The following is an 18,135-nucleotide window of genomic DNA, read 5'->3' on the forward strand; positions in this document are numbered from 1 at the left end:
CGGCTGACATGCTTTGCTGCCTTTGTAAAAAGAAACCCGCCACGGTGCACATTACCCAGATTGAGGGTAATAAGATGCAAAAGCTGGACCTGTGCGAGGATTGCGCCAGGGAGCACAAGGTGGATGCGCCCACCAATTTCAAGCTGGCGGACATGCTGTTGGGTTTGGGGGCGGCCGATGAGGTGGGGGAGGCGGCAAGCACCGAGCTGGTGTGTCCGCAATGTGGTTATACGCAGGCTCATTTCAAGAAGCTGGGACGCATGGGATGTGCCGCGTGTTATCAGGTTTTCGGCCCCGCGCTGGAGGACATGTTGCGCACGATGCACCGCGGCGTGCGCCACGTGGGCAAGGTGCCCCGGCGTTTGCAGGGGCCAGCCCAGCCGCCGGTGGATGTTACGGAGCAAATTCGGCAGCTTAACGAACGGCTGGAAAGGGCCGTGGCGCAGGAGGATTACGAGCTGGCCGCGCAGTTGCGGGACGAAATCAAGAGCCTGAAGGCCAAAGCAGGGGGGCGCAAGGTCAAGGAATGAAGCTGCAGGAGTTCCTCAGTCCGGCACCGGAATCCGCCCGCCGTCGCGGGCCGCAGGATCGCATCGTTTCCTCCAGCCGGGTGCGGCTGGCCCGTAATTTGCAGGGGATTCCTTTTCCCCATCACGCCAAGAAACCGGACTGCATTCAGGCGCTGGAGATGATCCAGCCGGCTGTGTTGTCATTGCCTTCGATGACGGGGGCTTTTGCGGAAACCATGGAGGAGCTGACCGCCCTGGAAAAACAGATACTGGTGGAACGTCACCTGATAAGCCGCGAGCATGCCTCCAAAGGCGCGGGCAGCGGCCTGGTTCTGGGTCGCGATGAAACCATTGCGGTGATGATCAACGAGGAGGATCACCTGCGCATGCAGGCTTTGCTGCCGGGGTTGCAACTTCAGAAGGCGTGGGAGATGATTGATCATTTTGACTCCGCCCTGGAGGAACATTTGGATTATGCCTTTGACCGCAAGCTGGGTTACCTCACGGCGTGCCCGACCAATTTGGGCACGGGCATCCGCGTCAGCGCCATGTTGCATTTGCCGGGGCTGGTATTGAATGAGCAAATTGGCCAGATCATTCAATCAGTCAACAAACTCGGGCTGGCTGTTCGGGGATTGTACGGAGAGGGCACAGAGGCGCTGGGCAATGTGTTTCAGGTTTCCAACCAGATGACGTTGGGGGAGGATGAACCCCGGATTCTGGCCCGGCTGGAGAAGGTGATTGCCCAAATCATCATGCACGAGGAAAATGCCCGGGCCGTGCTCATGGAAAAGAAACAAAAGGTGGTGCTCAACCATATTGGACGGGCCTACGGCATTTTGGCGAATGCCCACAGCATTTCTTCCAAGGAAACCATGAATTTGCTTTCCTTGCTGAAGCTGGGCATGGATTTGGGGCTGTTTCCGGGGACGGACCGGGCCTTGGTGGATGAAATGTTCCTGGTCACCCAGCCGGGGCATTTGCAACAACGGCATTCAGAGAAATTGAGCGCGGAAGAGCGGGATATTGTGCGGGCGGACATGCTGCGGGACAGCCTGGCCGGGGTGAAACGCCCCTTGAGCAAGCCGCCTCCGCCGACGACGGGCGCCGCGTAGCCATTGCATCAGCCAGCCGTTGCGGCTCAAGGGGTTAGGGAGAGAAAAAAGAGTTTGCCTCCAAGGGCTTTTAGCTTCATACTAAAAAGCTCGATTGGTTGGATAATAATTGCGTATGAATCTGGAACTTTTCAAAAAGGCTTTGGAAAAGGTTAAGAATCCGAACATTTTGGTCAATGTGGTCTCCAAGCGGGTGAGGCAGCTCAACTCCGTGGGAGCGGCAAGCCGCCCGCTGGTTTCTGATACTGCCAACTTAAGCCCGGTGGATATTGCCTTGCGGGAAATCATCGAAGACAAACTGAGTTACGATCTGCCGCTTTCCACGGAAGTGTTGGTGGGCAGCGGGGCATCCACGCCGCCCGCCACGGGTACGGGCCGACGGCGGCGAAAGAGTTGATGCCGCAGCCTGACCTGGCCAGCCGGTGGCTGGCAATCCCGCCAGAAGGCCGGCCTTCTGGCTTTTTTTATGTCCATCATCCTGACCAATCCGACTGCGCGCAGGGATTACCACATCCTCGAGACCGTTGAGGCGGGGCTGGTGTTGCGCGGGACTGAGGCCAAGTCATTGCGCGCGGGGAGAGGGCAAATCCGCGATGCGTTTGCGCGCATTGAGAACGGGGAGGCCTGGCTGTATAACGCCCACATAGACGAGTACTCTTTTGGCAACCGCCATAATCACGACCCGAAAGCGCGGCGCAAATTGTTGTTGCACAAATCCGAAATTCGCAAGCTCGCCCAGCATGCCGCCGTGAAGGGGCATGCGCTCATTCCGCTGGACCTTCATTGGAAGAAAAACCGGGTCAAAGTCACGTTGGCCCTGGGCAAGGGGAAGGTGCAGTACGACAAGCGCGAAGATTTGAAGCGTCGGGAGGACGAGCGGCAAGCCCGCCGGGCGGTGATGCAGCGGTTGAAGAACCGGTCCTAAAAGAATGCTATATTGGCTCCCATGAGGATTATTCTTACTGGAGCCAGCGGGTTCATCGGAGGGGCGGCACGAAAAGCCCTCCGCGAAGCAGGACACGAAATTATTCCCCTTGTGCGGCGTGCCCCCGGGGAAGGGGAGGCGGCATGGGACCCAGAACAAGGCAAGTTGGACCCCCGAGTATTCGAGGGGGTGGACGCCGTAGTGCATTTGGCCGGACATAATGCGGCCAGCCAAAATCGGTGGACAGAGGCTCATAAGGCCCGGATTATTAACAGCCGGGTTCAGGGGACACGGTTAATCGCCGAAAGAATGGCGGCGGCAAGCTCTCGTCCCCGGGTGTTGGTGTGTGCGTCCGCCACGGGTTACTACGGACATCGGGGGGATGAATGGCTGGAGGAAAGCTCCCCTCCGGGCAAGGGTTTTCTGGCCGGGGGCTGTCAGGCTTGGGAAGCCGCGGCGGACGCGGCCCGAGCGGCTGGTATTCGCGTGGTGCATTTGCGGATTGGAGTGGTCTTGGGGGCGAATGGTGGCGCCCTGGCGCAAATGTTGCCCTGGTTTCGGTGGGGACTGGGCGGCCGGTTGGGAAGTGGCAAGCAATGGTGGAGCTGGATAACACTGGAGGAAGTGGCCCGCGTCATTGGTTTCGCCTTGGAAAACTCCGCGCTTCAAGGTCCGGTCAACACCGTTTCACCTCAGCCGGTGACCAATGCGGAGTTCACCCTTGTTTTGGCCAGAACGCTGCGGCGTCCGGCCTGGGCGCCCGCGCCAGCGTTTTTCCTGCGGGCCTTGTACGGGGAGATGGCCGATGAATTACTCCTGGCCAGCGCGCGCGTGCGGCCGGCGGCCTTGCAACGGGCAGGTTATATCTTTCAGGCGCCAGAGCTGGCGGGGGCGCTGGCAGGCATTCTAGGCAGGCACGCTTGACCCCGCGGCCTGCTCTCGTCATTATCCCGCCCATGCTGGCCAAGGTTTTTTCGGCGGCGGTACAGGGCATTGACGCTTATCCGGTTGAGGTTGAGGTCAATGATGGGTATGGCGACATGATGAACATTGTCATCGTGGGGCTGCCCGATGCTGCCGTGAAAGAGTCGCGCGACCGCGTGATTACCGCCTTGGAGAATTCAGGTTTTCGGCTTTCGCTGGGCAAAGTGACGGTCAATTTGGCGCCTGCCGACATTAAAAAGGAAGGCCCCAGTTTTGATTTGCCGATTGCGGTGGGGATGCTGGCGGCCAGCAGCCAGATTCAGATGGCCCAGCCTGAGGCCTACATGATGGTGGGGGAGCTGGCATTGGATGGCACAGTGAGGCCAGTCAAGGGAGTGCTGCCGATTGCCTTTTGCGCACGGCAGGCGGGCAAGATGGCGCTGTTAACCCCGCCGGAAAATGCCGCTGAAGCCGCCGTGGTGCAGGGTCTGCAGGTCATTCCCGTCCGTAATTTGCGGGAGGCGACTTCCTTTCTTGAGGGACAGGCGGCCATTGCGCCTGTGCAACTGGACGTGGCCAGGCTTTTTGAGCAAACGCATGATGAGGAATTGGACATGGCCGACGTCAAGGGACAGGAGTCGGTCAAGCGCGCCCTGGAAATTGCGGCGGCGGGCGGGCACAACATCTTGCTCATCGGGCCGCCCGGGACAGGCAAATCCATGCTTGCCAAACGGCTGCCGGGCATCCTTCCGCCACTGACTTTGGAGGAAGCCCTGGAAACAACCAAGATTCACAGCATTGTGGGATTGTTGCGTCCGGGACAGGCTCTGGTGACCACGCGGCCGTTTCGTAACCCCCACCATACAGCCAGCGATGCCGGTCTTTTGGGCGGCAATATCAACCCCACGCCCGGGGAAATTTCCCTGGCGCACCATGGGGTGCTGTTTCTGGATGAACTGCCCGAGTTCAAGCGCAGCGTGCTGGAGACCATGCGCCAGCCCATGGAGGAAGGGCGGGTGACGATTTCACGGGCCGCCGGAACGATGACCTTTCCGGCGCAATTCATGTTGGTGGCGGCCATGAATCCCACACCCGATGGGAAGATGCCGGGGGAATCGCGTTGCAGCCCGCGGGAAATCCAGAATTATCTGGGGCGCATCTCCGGGCCACTGTTGGACCGTATTGATTTGCACGTTGAAGTGCCGCAGGTCAAATTCCGGGAAATCACGGCGGCGCGTCCCGGCGAGACTTCGGCAACCATCCGTGCGCGGGTGATGGCGGCGCGGCGGCGGCAGCTTGAGCGATTTCAGGGCCGGGGCATCACTTGCAATGCGCGGATGTCATCGCGTGATTTGAAGAAGCATTGCGTTCTGGACGAAGCCACCTTGGAGCTGTTGAAGCAGGCCATGAATCAAATGAATTTAAGCGCGCGGGCTTATGACCGGATTTTGAAGGTGGGGCGGACGATTGCCGATTTGGAAGGGGCCGAGCAATTGGCGTGGCATCACGTATCGGAAGCGATCAATTATCGCAACTTGGATCGCCAGTTGTGGGGGTAGGCTCTCTCCCCAGGACTCCGAGCGGTGGCAGCCGTCAACCCGCGGGGCGGCCCGCCGCAGCAAGGAATTGAATCTGTTGGCGCGTGCCAGCGCAATTTCCCTTTGACTCAATCGGGGCATGGCTTAACATGAACCCGAAGAACACACACAACAATCTTATGAAATTCGGCATCAATACTTTTTTGTACACGTTTCCATTCACCAATCAGAGCACCAAACTGTTCAAGAAGTTCAAAAAATGGGGCTTCGACGCGGTGGAGATTGCGGTGGACGAGCCGGCCAACATAGACCCGGCGCACATCAAGCGCGAGCTCGAAAAAGCGGGTATTGAGTGCTGTTCTCTGTGTGCCTGCATGGGGCCGGGGCGCGATTTTCGGGGGAGCGAAGCGGACCAGCAGGGGGCGATGACTTATCTGAAAGCGCTGGTGGATCAGGCGGTGGCCATTGGTACCAACCGCGTCATTGGCCCGGTGTATTCGGTGGTGGGCCGCACCGGTCCGTTTGAGCAGGCTGAGTACAAGGCGCAGTGGCAGTTGGTGGTGAAGAATTTGAAGGAACTGTGCCGCTACGCCCAGAGCAAGGGGGTCATGATTTGCATGGAGCCGCTGAACCGGTTTGAGACTAATTTCATCAACACGGTGGATCAGGCCCTCAAGATGGTCAAAGCAGTGGGCAGCCCGGCGTTGAAACTGCACCTGGATACCTTCCACATGAACATCGAGGAGAAGTTCCAAGGGCAGGCCATACGCAAGGCCGGCGCCTTGCTGGGGCATGTGCACGCCTGCGGCAGCGACCGCGGAACGCCCGGCAATGACCACATTGACTGGCAGGACATCGCCAAGGCATTGAAGGCGGTGAAATACGATGGCCCGGTGGTCATTGAATCCTTCACCCAGGACGTCAAGATTATTGCGGCGGCGGCAGCCATCTGGCGTAAAATTGAGCCCAGCCGCGAGGAAATCGCCATCAAGGGCCTCCAATTTCTCAAGAAGACGCTGAAGTAATCGGAGGGGCCCACAGTGAGGCCCATGTCGTATCCCACGAGGGACAGCGGGGAAGCTGTCCCTCCTCTTTTTTAGAACTGGCGGCGATAATGCACGGGCGACTGCTCGCGCAGGCGGGCTGCCGCCTGTTCGGGGGTTAAATCTCGTTGCGGTTCGGCCAGCATTTCGTAACCCACCATGAATTTTTTGATGGTGGCCGAGCGCAACAAGGGCGGGTAGAAATGCGCATGTAACTGCCAGTGGCTGTAATCGCCGTCGGCAAAGGGCGCGCCGTGCCATCCCATGGAGTAGGGGAAGCTGGTTTGGAAAAGGTTGTCGTAGCGGGACAGGCCGCGTTGGAGTATTTCTGCGAGGCTCTGCCGTTCTGCCGGGGTCAAATCTGGCAGCCGCAACACATGCCGGCGCGGCAGCAGCAGCAGTTCAAAGGGCCAGACCGCCCAGTAAGGCACGAGCAATACCCAGTGGGCATTGGCTTCAATGATGCGCCGCTCCTCGGCCAGCTCAACGGCACAGTAATCCACCAGCAGCGGACGTCCCGCGCGTTGAGCAAAGTCCCGTTGCGCTGCGTCTTCCTGTTGGGGCAGTCGGGGCAGGAAACTGCTGGCCCAGATTTGGCCATGAGGATGGGGATTGGAGCAGCCCATCATGGCGCCTTTGTTTTCAAAAATTTGCACCCACGGATAGCGTGTACCCAATTCCGTGGCCTGCTCCGCCCAGAGTTCAACCACCTGACGGATGTCGGCCAGCTCCATTTCGGGCAGCGTGAGATCATGGCGGGGGGAGAAACAGATGACCCGGCATTCGCCCTGGACAGGTTCACAGCGCAGCAACCCCTGGTCCATCCCCCCGGCAGGCGGGGTGTCCGGCAACAGCGCGGAAAAATCGTTGCGGAAGACGAACGTATGGGTATAGGCCGGATTGATGGCGTCACCCGCGCGCCGGTTGCCGGGGCACAGGTAACATTGGGGATCGTAGGCGGGGCGCTGCTCAGGCACCCGGGCTTCCTGCTGGCCCTGCCAGGGGCGTTGAGTGCGGTGAGGGGAAACCAGCACCCATTCGCCGGTGAGGAGGTTAAGCCGCCGGTGGGGGTGTTGCTCGGGATTAAAGTGCATGGGTGAGATATAGGTTGGTTTCCGCTCAAGCCTATGCCAGGGCCGTGGGGCTCAACGCTTCATCCCCGGCAATAAATCGTGAAGCAGGGGGGCATTCTGTCAGGAGGCTATCACCCGCGCTCCATTCGCCGGTCGGGAAACGAAGCAGGAAGGCTGGATGCCGGTGCGTTTGACATAGCCTTGGGTGATTTGGCGGGTTAGTTGTTCCACCCGGGCGGCTTCCACCAATGCCACGGCGCACCCGCCGAATCCACCCCCGGTCATCCGGCAACCGATGACGCCGCCGGATGGGCCTATATTCCGCGCCAATTCCACGACGGTGTCCAATTCCGGGCAGCTCACTTCGTAATCGTCCCGCAATGAATCGTGGCTGGCGTACATTAATTGGCCCACCACTGCCCAGTTGCCTGCCTTGATTTCACGCGCCGCCTGGGTGGTGCGTTCAATTTCGCCAATGACATGGCGTGCGCGGCGGTACACCACCGGGTCCAGGCGGTCTTTGGCGGCCTCCAATTGGGCCAGGGTGGCATCGCGTAGCATGGGTACGCCCAGTACGCGGGCGGCTTCGTAGCATTGCTCGCGGCGTCTGGCGTATCCGCCGCCGGTCAGTTCATGTTTGACGTTGGTGTTGACAATGAGGAAGGACAGTTTGGGATCGTTCATGGGCACCAGCTCGGTTTGGCGTGAGCGGCAGTCGAGCAGGAGCAGATGCCCAGCCTTGCCCATGACGGAAATGAACTGATCCATGATGCCGCAGGGCATCCCGGCATACTCATGCTCGGCTTTCTGGCAAAGCAGCGCCTTCTGCACAGGGTCGAGTTGACGGCTCGTCACGACTTCCAGCAAGGTCGCGGTGGCCACCTCCAGGGAGGCGCTGCTGCTCAGACCACCGCCGAGGGGCACGTCGCTTTCAATAAAAATGTCGAGGGCCGGAAGTTGGATGCCCAAATCCTGGAAGCCGGCAATGACACCGCGCACGTAATTGGCCCAGGCGGGTTCGCCTCTGGCCACCTTGCCGTTGAGCGGGATTTCCACCATCTCCGGTTTTTCCCCACTGCAAAGGCGCAGGCGCATGGCGCCGTTGGAGGCCGGCGCCGCGGCGGCCAGCGTGCAGTTTTCAATGGCCATGGGCAGCACAAACCCGTCGTTGTAGTCCGTGTGCTCCCCAATCACGTTGACGCGGCCAGGCGCGGCAGCCAGCCAGCGGGGCGCCTGGTTGAATTTGACGGTGAACTGTTGCTTTGTTTTCTGAACCAAATGATCAAGCGACATATTAGTTTTGATTATCCTATTTTGAGCCGTCAGGCAAGGACGCAAAAAGGTCTATGTTGCCCTGGACGGCACCATGCTCGTTTGCGTTGCTTTCGCCCGCGGTCATGACTTTGGGGGGGCTAACACGCCGGGCCAAATCTGGCGCAGCGGCAGTTTTGCCTCTCCCGCGATGCACTGCCAACGGCTACTTCTGTTCCACTACCCGCGAGAAGCCGACATCAATGTACTGGCCACCGCCGGTTTGACGGCAGCGGACCGCAATGACGTTGCTGCCCGGTTTTAGAGCTTTAAGCGCGGCGGCGTTGATGGGAAACTCCTCGTAATCGGTGGTGTATCCCGAGGCGGTGGCGGCCAGCACGCCATTGATATAGACTTCCATATCTTCGTCGTGATGCGCCTTGAGGACGATGCCCTGCACGTTGACTTCTGGCAGTTGGAATTCGCGCCGCAGCCAGATGGAGGGCGTATTCCACACGGTGCCAATGATGGATCCAGGCGTGCCTGCGGTGCCGAAGCCTGCTTTGCCTTCGCGCCAGTTACGGTCATCGAAATCCGGCTTCATCCAGTTGTCTGCCGGCCGCTGGGTGGTGAAACGCCAGGTGACCGCCTCGTCCTGAGCGGTGGGCACCACGGTCAGCAGCACGGGGGGCTTGGGCATGGGCGCGAAATTGGCGGCTTTGGTTTTATCGCGCCCGGCATATTTTTGCCATACCGCCTTGTCATAGAGCATTTGCACGAACACCCCGCCCACCACCGGACGCGCGGTGAATCCCACTTTGCGCGCGTTATGGGTGTGGTACCAGTCCGTCATGGGCGAGCGGTCCGGGGTTTCATTCAAGAAAAGCATGATGGGATTGATCAAGGCTTCAAAGTCCTCGCGGTTTTGGGTAAGCGTGGCCGTCCAGGTAATCCAGTCCAACTTGGTGTAGGTGGAGCGGTTGTCCAGGGGCAGGCCATACTTGTTTTGAATCTTGCGGTAAAAGGCCATCTCCTTTTTCAGGACGCTTTCCGGGAAGATGTTGAAGCCCAGGATGCGGTCCCAAATCAGGTTGTATTTCTGGCTCCAGGTGCCGGGCCGATCAAAGGCCAGACGGAATTTTTCGCCGTCATCGGCTTCCTTGATCCAGCGGGCGGCAAATTCACGGGCCAGATTGAGGTATTCATTGGCCTTGGCCTGATCGCCACGCATTGCGCACAGCTTGCCATAGGAGGCCAGCCCCATGATGGCCTTGGCGCTCAGGTTGACGTTGTGGGCCAGATGGCCGGCAAAGTCGTCCGTGCAGAGCTGATTTTCGGGGTCGTAACCTTTATCCTTGAGATATTCCGCCCACTGGGTGAGTTGTTTCCAATAAAGGCTGGCAAAATTGGCGTTGCCTTCCATTTGCGCCACGGCGGCCATGAGGATGAGCAGATTGCCTGATTCTTCCACCGGCATTTGATCGCGTTCCGAACGCTCGCCACCGCCGTACACCTGGCCGTTGGCCTTGGGGTAGGTGCCCAGGTCATGGGGCGCGAAGGGAAATTTCCAGCGGTCGCTGGCCGCGTAATTCATGAACGGCACAAGGAAAGATTTGGCCAGCGATGGGCCAAACAGCAGGAATTGCGGGGCCATGGGATAAAACACGTCCGAAGTGCCAATGCAGCCATTGCTGTGATTTTCCTTGGAGAACTGGAGTGGCTGGCCATTTTCATCAGCCACAAATTTGCCTGCGGCAAAGCATTGGCGGTAAGCCAGCGCGGCGAGCTTGGCATAATTGGCGCCGCCGGCGCGGGTGAGGTCGGCCATCAGTTCGACATCAAAATTGGCGCAGCGCTGTTTGAGAGAGGCATACTCGCGGGCTGAGGCTTCCAGCAGGTCTTTGGCTTCCCAGCCATTGCGCCGCCAGTAGGGGCGCAGGTTTTTGCGCATGTATTGGATGGAATAAATGTCGTCATAGGCCAGCATGAGCCAGCGGGAGACGGGCAGGGCGCCGACCTTGCCCACTTCCAGCGCCATGGCCATGACCGGGGCCTCGCTGGCTGCCACCGGAACGGCCAATTTGGCCATCGGCCATTCACCGCCGCTGGCAAAGGCCCCGCGGGCCAGGCTGGCTGGCAGAAGGCGCGAAGCTTTTACATTTTCCTTGGGAGCCGCAAGATAGAGATAGCCCCAATCAATACGCAGGTCGTCACCTTTTTTGGCAAGGATGGGTTGGTCCTGGGAACCCATTTTAAGCACGGCCAGCGCCGCCGTGTCTTCCATGGAAAAGGTTACCTGTTGGCGGGTTTCGTTGACGGTGATTTCAGCGTTGGCATCAAAATACACCGCAACTTCATGAGTTTTCCCATCGGTGGAACGAACATCATAGGTAACGTAAGTCACCGGGCGGGAGAGAATGTCTATGTCTTCGGGCAAAGCCGGGGTCATGAACGTAAGGGTCAATTCGATGCCGGCGCCTTCAAACACATAAACCGAGCGGGTCGGCAGCACCAGGAGGTCTTTTTGTTCCAAGGCGGGCAAGGTGGCAGGGCTGGCGCCCATGACACGAAAGGTCTTGCCGTCCACACGGATAAGGCTGGTCAGGCGATGCGGGCGACCTGTCCAGTGGGTGGTGTCGGTATCGGTGAGTTTGTCTGCCTGAGACCAAATGCTGAAGTAGGGATCACACGCGACCAATGGCGTGGCGGGGGGAATGAGCTTGTTGCCTTCCGCCCGGCGGGGGGCTGGTGGAGAATAAACGGATTTGTTCACCGCGGTGATGGCGGCCTGGTCCATTTTGACGAGGGCGCGGTCATAGGTCATAAGGCCGTTGACTTCAATTTCAACATCCGTCGTTTGGGTGTAAACGGCCGCCGCGAGTCCACGATCCCCGGTCAGGGCGTGCATGCGTTTAATGAGCGCCACGTACGCATCGGTCAGTTCCTCCATGTTTTGGTAGCTGCGATAGCCCCAGTTGCGCTCGTCCTGCCAGGTGTGCCCTTTGATGGGCAACCCAAGCCCGCCAAATTCACCCAGCACCACGGCGCGGTTAGGCTCCAGCGGGGGCACATCCGGGCCGGGGTAGCTATGAATGTCATGAATGTCACCGCAGCGGCGGTCGGCCCAGCCGCTGGCGTTGATGACCAGGCGGGTGGGGTCCCAGCTTTTGATGAGGTCCACAATGCGGCAGGTGTCCCATTGGCCCCAGCCCTCGTTGTATGGCACCCAAATGACGATGGAGGGGTGATTGTAAAACCCTTCCACCATCGCCTTAAGTTCGCGCTCAAAGTTGGCGCCCGATTCAGGGGAGCGCTTGATGTCAGGGTCGCGGCTGCCAATGTAGCGGTCGCCGCTGGGCATGTCCTGCCAGACCAGCAAGCCCAGTTTGTCGGCCCAGTAATACCACCGGGCAGGTTCAATTTTCACGTGCTTGCGGGCCATGTTGAAGCCGAGCTTGCGGGTCATTTCAATGTCATAACGCAGGGCTTCATCCGTGGGCGCCGTATAGATGCCGTCCGGCCAGAAGCCCTGGTCCAGCGGGCCGAATTGGAAGAGCGGTTTGTTGTTCAGGCAGAGGCGCAGGATGCCCTTCTCATCCTTGCCAAGGGAAATTTTGCGCATGCCGAAATAGGAATCCACGGTATCCACCGTGCGGCCGTTTTGCGTGACCGTGATTTTTAGGTCGTACAGGAAAGGGGAGTCCGGCGACCAAAGTTTGGCATTGGGGACGGGCAAGGTCAGGCGAGGCGCCGCCTGGCCGGGAGTGGCGTTGGCGATTTCAAGCGTGGCTTCACGAACGGCTTTTTTCCCGTCATATACCACGGCTTTGACGGCCACCTTGCCGCCCGTGGTGGCCAGTTGGGCGGTGACGTCCACGGACCCATTATCCACATTGGGGGTGATAACCAGCTTTTGGATGTGGGTTGGGGCGACCGGCTCCAGCCAGACCGTTTGCCAGATGCCGCTGCACGGGGTGTACCAGATGCCATTCGGATTGCGCACCTGTTTGCCACGGGGTTGATAGCCGGCATCGGTGGGGTCCCAAACAGCCACCACGATTTCCTGCTCGCCGGCGGGGTTCAAGGCATCGGTGATATCAAAGCTGAAGGCGTCGTAGCCACCGCGATGGGTGCCCATTTCTTTGCCGTTCACAAAGACGGTGGCTTCCCAGTCCACTGCGCCAAAGTTCAGGATGACCCGCTGGCCTTTCCAGGCGGCGGGGAGGCGGAAGGAGCGGCGATACCAGAGACGCTGGTTTTCATTTATCATTTTCATCACGCCCGAGAGGGCGGATTCAATGGGGAAGGGGACCAGAATCTGCCCGTCCCATTGGGTGGGGCGGGGGGCGTTGCGCTCCGTGATGGCATAATCCCACAGGCCGTTGAGGTTTTGCCAGCGTTCGCGCACCAGTTGCGGACGCGGGTATTCCGGCAGGACCTTGTCAGGTCTGACGTCCTTGGCCCAGCGGGTCATGAGACGGCCCTTGGCGGGCTGCCAGGCGGCATGGACCGCCAGGGGGCCAAGGCCCAGAATGAAAGTCCAACACAAGACTTTCATCCAGGTGGTGAGGGTGAGGGATTTGGAGTGCATAGGGTTCGTGTATTGTGAATGCATGGTTCAGGGATGTTCAGCAAGATTTCAAGGTTGGGGAAAAACTTTCCATTCCAAGAGACCGGCGGAGTAGCCGGGCTGCAATTGCACCTCCAGCCGCAGCGCGCCGGTGGCCACCGGGGCGAAGCTCACGCGGTTGTAGGTGTCCTTCTTGACGCTGTATTCGCCCTGGACATTGACGGGTTTCCATTGTTGGCCGTCGCGGTACAGGATGCGCCAGGAGGCCGGCACGCGACAACTGCCGCGGCCGGTGTCATCAAACCAATAAACTTCAGTGGCGGCCACGGTGGTGGTTTGCGGGAAATCATACTGCACCCACTCCTGCGAGCCGCGATGGTCCCAAAACGTCAGGCGCGGAATGTCATGGTCTCCACTGTTTTTGGGTTCCAGACCGTCATGGGCCGCCTTGGCGGTATCCAAATGCCAGACATGCGAGGCGGATACCTTGCTTTGGCCGGCCAGTGTGGGCGGAGGCGGCACCTGGGCGCGGTCCGGAGTGCGCGGCAGCCAGACAGCCATTTCGCCCACGCCGCGATGATTCCAGGCGTAATAAGGCACCAGGTTGATTTCGGTGGGTTGCGTGACGACGCGGCCGTCGGAAGTTCGGGTGACTGCCTGGCCGCGCGCTTTGACCACCGTCACGCCGTGCAACAAACCGGGGCGCCATTCCGTGCGAAGCGGCGCCTGGTCATCCAGCACCAGATTGAGCGCGCGCCCTCCGTTGTCCACGGCTTCCGCGCAATAAACAATGGGGCCACGCTCGATGGCAACGCGTCTTTCGTTGGCTTTCACGGCGGGATGCGAAAGAACGCGGCGGGGAGGCATGGGGAGGGTCAGTTCCACGACATCCCCACTGCGCCAGGTGCGGTCAATGACGGCAAAGCCTTTGTCCATTTGCAGAGGTTGGCTGCGCCGATTGACGGTCAACCGGGGAGCTCCGGCGTCAGCGCCTCCCTCCAGGTAGCGATACAAATCGCTGGGAACGGGTTGTTGGCGCGCCCAACCCGGGATGCGCACATGCAGGGCAAAACGGGTGGCGCGCTGGGGCTTGACGGTAATGCGCACGGAGCCTTCCCAGGGGTAACGGGTGGTTTGCTCCAGACGCACTTTCTGGCCGGCGACTTCCATTTCGCCGCTGCCGCCGATGAAAAGATTTACATAAGCATGGTCGCCGCGGGTGGCGTAAATGTAGCCGGCAATGGAGGGAATGAAGCGCACCACATTGACGGGGCAGCAGGAGCAGCCGAACCAGGCCTGGCGCTGGTTGGAGCCATGATTGAATTTGGTGTGGCCGTCGGCTTCAAGCGGGTTGGGATAGAAGAAGCGATCTCCACTGAAGGCAACGCCGGAAAGAAAACCGTTGTAGATGACCCGCTCCAGCACATCCATGTACTTGGCGTCGCCATGCAGAAGAAACATACGGTGATTCCACAGGGCATTGGCAATGGCTGCGCAGGTTTCGAGGTAGGCGGTTTTATTGGGCAGCTCATATTTATCCCCAAAGGCTTCGCCTTCCGGCCGGGCGCCGATGCCGCCGGTCAAATGCAATTTGCCGGTGACGACGTCTTCCCAGATGCGTCCAATCGCGTCAATGTAAGCGCGTTCCCCGAGGATGGCCGCTACATCGGCCATGCCAGAGTACATGTAACCGGCCCGCACGGCATGGCCTACGGCCTCTTTTTGTTCGGTCACGGGCAGATGGTCCTGGTAATACAGGCCGTATAATGGGTGGGTTTCAGGCCGGCCACGAATGTCCAAAAGATACCGGGCCAGGTTTAGATACTTTTTCTGACCGGTGACGCGGTACAGTTTAACCAGGCCGATTTCGATTTCCTGATGACCCGGCGGATACTGCACTTTGCCGGGGCCGAAGGTTTCGCAGAGGAAATCCGCGTTTTTAAGCGCGATGTTAAGCAGGGAGCGTTTGCCCGTGGCCTGGAAGTGAGCCACTGCCGCCTCGTAAAGATGGCCCACGTTGTAAAGCTCATGGCTGTCTTTAAGATGCGACCACCTCGTGGGGCCCGACATCGCCGGCATTTTATCCGGCGGCAAAAGGCGACGGGCAGTGTACAGATAACCGTCCGGCTCCTGCGCGGCAGTGATTTTGGCAATCAAGTCATCGAGGTATTTATCCAGCCTGGGGTCTGGGTGCATGGCCAGGATGTAGGCAGCGCCTTCGATGACTTTGTACACATCGGAATCGTCAAAGGGGATGCCCCGGAATGGCCCGGGCATGAGACCGCCGGCCTTGGCAAAATTGTCGATGCGGCCGGTTTCCTCGCACTTCTGGAAGTCGTACCAGACCGTGGTTTGCCGGTTGGTTTCAAACCGGGGGGACCAGAAGGCGTCATTCACGGTAACGGCCGTGAAAGGGACGGGTTGGTAAGGATAATCCTGCGACTGCGCGGCCGCCAGAGCGAGGACCGAGGCTCCATAAGCGGCCAGACATAATTTCAAGTATCTCATAAGTTTAATGATCCATCGCTTTTCAACCTGCCAGCAACTGAGGTCGTTGTCACGCCGAACCGGTGGGGTCAGGGTGTTTCCAGCACTTTCCATTCGAGGATGCCCCCCGAGTATTTGGGCTGCAACTGGACTTCCAGGCGAAGACCGTCGGTGGTCACGGCATCAAACTTTACCTCATCCCAGGTATCACGCCGCACTCCGGCGGGTGAGGGTTGATTCACCGGCAGCCATTGGCCGTTGGCCCGATGCAACACCCGCCAGGCGGTGGGCACCCGGCATTGCCCCACACCGGTGTCATCAAACCAATACACGGCCACGCCGGAGATTCGACGTGGTTTGTCGAAGATATATTCCACCCATTCCTGGGTGCCACGGTGGTCCCACCAGGTGAACCGTGGAATATCGTGATCATTGGAATTGGACGGCTCCAAGCCATCATTCAAGGCTTCCAAGGTATCGGAGGGATTTACATGGGAAGCCGCCGGTTTATAGGGCGACGGTTTGGGTTTCTGCGGAGCCACCCATTCATAACCGCCCGTGGTGGTGACAGTCGGGAAACAAGCGATGCGCAGGCGGGCGGCGCCCATGGGAATGAGCGTTACCGTTTCAAGGGGTTCAGTCGTGCGGGCCGGGCTGGCTTGCAAGGGGTTGACCATGCTGCGGACGTCCATTTTCCAGGCGGGAATCTTTCTTGCGGGGGCACGGACCAGCAGGGGGGCGTTTTCTGGGGTCCATGGTTGCTTGGGCAGCGGGCCAGGACGCCGCACCAGTTCCAGCGCTGCGGCCGGGTTATGGGCCGGCAAATCCAGACCATAGTTCCAAGCGGTAGTGGGGAAGACTTCCCATTCAGGCCATTGCGGATGGCGGTTGCCGTATTTTTCCCAGCGCTCGCCGATTTGCAGGGAAAAACTTAGCGGCCCATAGTCCACTGAGACGGCATTTTTCTGGGCCTGCCAAGTCCGCACCCGCAAATGCATGGGCAGGCGCAGCACCACCGTGTCGCCACTCTGCCAGGTTCGTTGGAGCACCAGATAACCGCGCTCCGGGGCTTTGAAAGGCACTGGCCGTCCGTTGAGGGAGACCGTGGGCTGCCGACACCAGGCTGGAAGCCGCAGGTAAAGGGGAAAGTTGATGGCGCCGGCCATGTGCAGGGTGAAGGTGACCGTGTCACTGAACGGATAATCCGTGCGTTGTTGCACGGTCACCTCCTGCCCGCTGCGCCCCACCCTCGCCTTGACGTCGCAATCCGCATACAAAGAGGCGCACAAACCGCCGTCGGCCGTGGCCAGCCAAAGTTCTTCCGCATAATATGGCCAGCCGTGGGAGACGTTATGTTGACAGCAGCGGTACACCTCGAAGGGACTATAAGAGAACATGGTGCCGCTATTTTGGATGCCGGGGGCCTTATTGTGACGGTCTAGTTGCACCTGATTGGCGCTGGTGATGTAGTGCAATGCCCGATGGTCCGGGGTCAACGCCGCCGGAAAGGAGTTGAAGGCAATTTCCTCGCAACGCTCCGCCCAAATGGGGTCACCTGTGAGCCGGGTTAACATTTGGAAGCTGTGGGTGAACTCTACAATGCCGCATGTTTCGATGCCCCCGCGCGGGTCAATGTAGCCGCGCCGGCAATTTTCATCGCCGACAAAGCCCCCCCCGGGAAATTGGCCGTAGAGGTCCATGACCTGCCGGTAGTTAAGTTCAGCCGCGTTGCGATGCAGGAAACTGCCGCTCTGGAGGTAGAAAATCGCGGGCGTGCGGAAGCCTTGGGCAATGTTCACGTTGTGCCAGTTGTGGACGCCGGTGGTCCAATCCTGCATGTTCTCGAAAATCTTGCGGGCCAGCTCCAGCAGGAAGGCGTCGCCCGTGCGGTTGTAGAGCCAATAAACGCTTTCCAGATTGTCTCCCCAGCGCATTTTGGGCCAATAACCGGCGCTGAAGGTCTCCGGAGGCTGCTGGTGCAGCCAGCGGAAATAGCGGGTCATGCAGGCGAGCACGCGAGGGTCGCCACTGTATTCATGGTAAGATTGCAGCACATTGAGCATCACCATGTGCGGCCAGAGGTCTGGGCGGCCTTGCAGAGACTTCTGCAGCTCGCGCGGGCCAAACCAGCCGGTATCGTCCTGGCTGGCCAGCATGGCCTCAATCCAAACCCTGGCCTCTTGAATGATGGTCTGGTCTTGAAGGACATAGCCCAGGTCGCCGTAGCCCTTCAGCCAGTAGGGCAGCTCTTCCCAGGCGCTGTGCCCGCGCCCATCGCGGGCCAGCCAGGCGTGACCTTCCTTGCGGAGCCAGGGCGAGATTTCGCCCAGGCGCCCCACCATGCCATCGCGACTCAATTCCAACTGATGCCGCAACCAGCCTCGTGGCTGGATGCTGCCAATGGGAAGTTTCAAAAAGGGGACAGGACGCAGCGGCGCCCGACTGCTCGTATACCATGGATTTTGCTCCTGGGTTGCAGGCGATTCGCGCACCACCGCAGTGACCGCTGGGGCGGCGGATAACAGCGTTGCCCCGGCGCACAAACTCAACAAAAGGACCAGCGTCAACCGCTGGCCATTTCCGATGGTGAAAGGCACGTGCATGGCGATAATTTGCCATGTTCGGGTTTGCGGAACAATGAGGTTGCTGGTCAATAACTTAAGAAATCGGGTCATTCGGAGGGCGTTGGGGAAACCTTGC

At 59.5% G+C, this 18,135-nt stretch carries 12 protein-coding genes; 7 read left to right on the forward strand and 5 right to left on the reverse strand.

The genetic code is table 11. The features are described 5' to 3' along the window. Positions 1–74: 74 nt before the first annotated feature. The 7 genes from NXS98_RS04175 to NXS98_RS04205 all read left to right on the forward strand — a co-directional run bounded on the left by NXS98_RS04175 (position 75) and on the right by NXS98_RS04205 (position 6,036). Positions 75–530: a UvrB/UvrC motif-containing protein gene (locus NXS98_RS04175; protein ID WP_283847217.1), complete on the forward strand. Its 456-nt coding sequence runs from the start codon at positions 75–77 to the stop codon at positions 528–530. After that, complete coding sequence (locus NXS98_RS04180) at positions 527–1,624, forward strand: protein arginine kinase (RefSeq protein ID WP_283847218.1); 1,098 nt, start codon at positions 527–529, stop codon at positions 1,622–1,624. Before NXS98_RS04175 ends, NXS98_RS04180 begins: the two co-directional genes overlap by 4 nt. A gap of 115 nt (positions 1,625–1,739) precedes the next feature. Further along, a complete protein-coding gene (locus NXS98_RS04185) occupies positions 1,740–2,021 on the forward strand; it encodes a DNA-directed RNA polymerase subunit omega (RefSeq protein ID WP_283847219.1) in 282 nt (93 codons plus the stop codon). Positions 2,022–2,090: 69 nt separating this feature from the next. Next, positions 2,091–2,549: an SsrA-binding protein SmpB gene (smpB, locus tag NXS98_RS04190; RefSeq protein WP_283847220.1), complete on the forward strand. Its 459-nt coding sequence runs from the start codon at positions 2,091–2,093 to the stop codon at positions 2,547–2,549. A 21-nt stretch (positions 2,550–2,570) separates the two neighbouring features. After that, complete coding sequence (locus NXS98_RS04195) at positions 2,571–3,473, forward strand: TIGR01777 family oxidoreductase (protein ID WP_283847221.1); 903 nt, start codon at positions 2,571–2,573, stop codon at positions 3,471–3,473. A gap of 32 nt (positions 3,474–3,505) precedes the next feature. Next, the gene (locus tag NXS98_RS04200) at positions 3,506–5,032 is read left to right on the forward strand and encodes a YifB family Mg chelatase-like AAA ATPase (RefSeq protein WP_283847222.1); all 1,527 of its coding nucleotides are present in this window, start codon (positions 3,506–3,508) and stop codon (positions 5,030–5,032) included. A 158-nt stretch (positions 5,033–5,190) separates the two neighbouring features. Then, positions 5,191–6,036 carry a sugar phosphate isomerase/epimerase family protein gene (locus tag NXS98_RS04205; protein ID WP_283847223.1) on the forward strand — a complete coding sequence of 282 codons (846 nt, stop codon included), beginning with the start codon at positions 5,191–5,193 and terminating at the stop codon, positions 6,034–6,036. Positions 6,037–6,107: 71 nt separating this feature from the next. Here NXS98_RS04205 and NXS98_RS04210 read toward each other — a convergent pair whose 3' ends face one another. The 5 genes from NXS98_RS04210 to NXS98_RS04230 all read right to left on the reverse strand — a co-directional run bounded on the left by NXS98_RS04210 (position 6,108) and on the right by NXS98_RS04230 (position 18,038). Continuing rightward, on the reverse strand, positions 6,108–7,148 hold the full coding sequence (locus tag NXS98_RS04210; RefSeq protein WP_283847224.1) for a UDP-glucose--hexose-1-phosphate uridylyltransferase: 1,041 nt from the start codon (positions 7,146–7,148) through the stop codon (positions 6,108–6,110). Positions 7,149–7,247: 99 nt separating this feature from the next. Continuing rightward, the gene (gene galK / locus NXS98_RS04215) at positions 7,248–8,420 is read right to left on the reverse strand and encodes a galactokinase (RefSeq protein WP_283847225.1); all 1,173 of its coding nucleotides are present in this window, start codon (positions 8,418–8,420) and stop codon (positions 7,248–7,250) included. A gap of 184 nt (positions 8,421–8,604) precedes the next feature. Next, positions 8,605–12,969 carry a glutaminase domain-containing protein gene (locus NXS98_RS04220; protein ID WP_425499932.1) on the reverse strand — a complete coding sequence of 1,455 codons (4,365 nt, stop codon included), beginning with the start codon at positions 12,967–12,969 and terminating at the stop codon, positions 8,605–8,607. Positions 12,970–13,017: 48 nt separating this feature from the next. Further along, entirely contained in the window at positions 13,018–15,456 is a 2,439-nt protein-coding gene (locus NXS98_RS04225) for a glycoside hydrolase family 127 protein (protein WP_283847226.1), read from the reverse strand. 68 nt (positions 15,457–15,524) lie between these two features. Further along, positions 15,525–18,038, reverse strand: coding sequence for a beta-L-arabinofuranosidase domain-containing protein (locus tag NXS98_RS04230; protein WP_283847227.1), 2,514 nt, complete (start codon positions 18,036–18,038; stop codon positions 15,525–15,527). Positions 18,039–18,135 lie beyond the last annotated feature (97 nt).

Source organism: Fontisphaera persica (genome assembly GCF_024832785.1).
Taxonomy (GTDB): domain Bacteria; phylum Verrucomicrobiota; class Verrucomicrobiia; order Limisphaerales; family Fontisphaeraceae; genus Fontisphaera; species Fontisphaera persica.